Here is a 1,470-nt window from a genome sequence, read left to right on the forward strand (position 1 = left end):
ATGAAAACTCATCCGGGTTGTATGGTTAAGCGACCAAGCGTATACGGTGGATGCCTTGGCAGTCAGAGGCGATGAAGGACGTAGTAACTTGCGAAAAGCGTTGGTGAGCTAGTAACAAGCATTTGAGCCAGCGATGTCCGAATGGGGAAACCCGGCAGCATAAGCTGTCATCAATACGTGAATACATAGCGTATTGAGGCGAACGAGGGGAACTGAAACATCTAAGTACCCTTAGGAAAAGAAATCAACCGAGATTCCCCAAGTAGCGGCGAGCGAACGGGGATTAGCCCTTAAGTCTTTGGGGTGTTAGTGGAATGTGTTGGAAAGCACAGCGGCACAGGGTGATAGCCCCGTACATGTAAACTAACCAGAGATGAAATCGAGTAAGGCGGCACACGTGATATGTTGTCTGAATATGGGGGGACCATCCTCCAAGGCTAAATACTCCTGACTGACCGATAGTGAACCAGTACCGTGAGGGAAAGGCGAAAAGAACCCCTGTGAGGGGAGTGAAATAGAACCTGAAACCGTATACGTACAAGCAGTGGAAGCGGTTCTTGAGACCGTGACTGCGTACCTTTTGTATAATGGGTCAGCGACTTACATTTAGTAGCGAGGTTAAGCGAATAGCGGAGCCGTAGGGAAACCGAGTGTTAACTGCGCGTATAGTTGCTAGGTGTAGACCCGAAACCCGGTGATCTAGCCATGGGCAGGTTGAAGGTTGAGTAACATCAACTGGAGGACCGAACCGACTAATGTTGAAAAATTAGCGGATGACTTGTGGCTGGGGGTGAAAGGCCAATCAAACCGGGAGATATCTGGTTCTCCTCGAAAGCTATTTAGGTAGCGCCTCGGACGAACACCTTTGGGGGTAGAGCACTGTTAAGGCTAGGGGGTCATCCCGACTTACCAACCCTTTGCAAACTCCGAATACCAAAGAGTGCTATCCGGGAGACAGACGGCGGGTGCTAACGTCCGTCGTCAAAAGGGAAACAACCCAGACCGTCAGCTAAGGTCCCAAAGTAATTGCTAAGTGGGAAACGATGTGGGAAGGCTTAGACAGCTAGGATGTTGGCTTAGAAGCAGCCATCATTTAAAGAAAGCGTAATAGCTCACTAGTCGAGTCGGCCTGCGCGGAAGATGTAACGGGGCTAAGCAATTCACCGAAGCTACGGGTACTGATGCTTGCATCAGTGCGGTAGAGGAGCGTTCTGTAAGCCGTTGAAGGCGAAGGGGTAACCCACGCTGGAGGTATCAGAAGTGCGAATGCTGACATGAGTAACGATAAAGGGGGTGAAAAACCCCCTCGCCGAAAGACCAAGGGTTCCTGTCCAACGTTAATCGGGGCAGGGTGAGTCGACCCCTAAGGCGAGGCTGAAAGGCGTAGTCGATGGGAAACGGGTTAATATTCCCGTACTTCTGCTAACTGCGATGGAGAGACGGAGAAGGCTAGGCCGGCGCGGCGTTGGT

General features: G+C 51.2%; 1 rRNA gene. It reads left to right on the forward strand.

Annotated elements, in window-relative coordinates:
- Positions 1 to 23 precede the first annotated feature (23 nt).
- Positions 24 to 1,470, forward strand: a 23S ribosomal RNA gene (locus HCX89_RS22590); the annotation flags it as partial.

Origin of the sequence: Shewanella sp. Iso12 (assembly GCF_012030025.1) — a bacterium.
GTDB classification, from domain to species: Bacteria; Pseudomonadota; Gammaproteobacteria; order Enterobacterales; family Shewanellaceae; genus Shewanella; species Shewanella algae.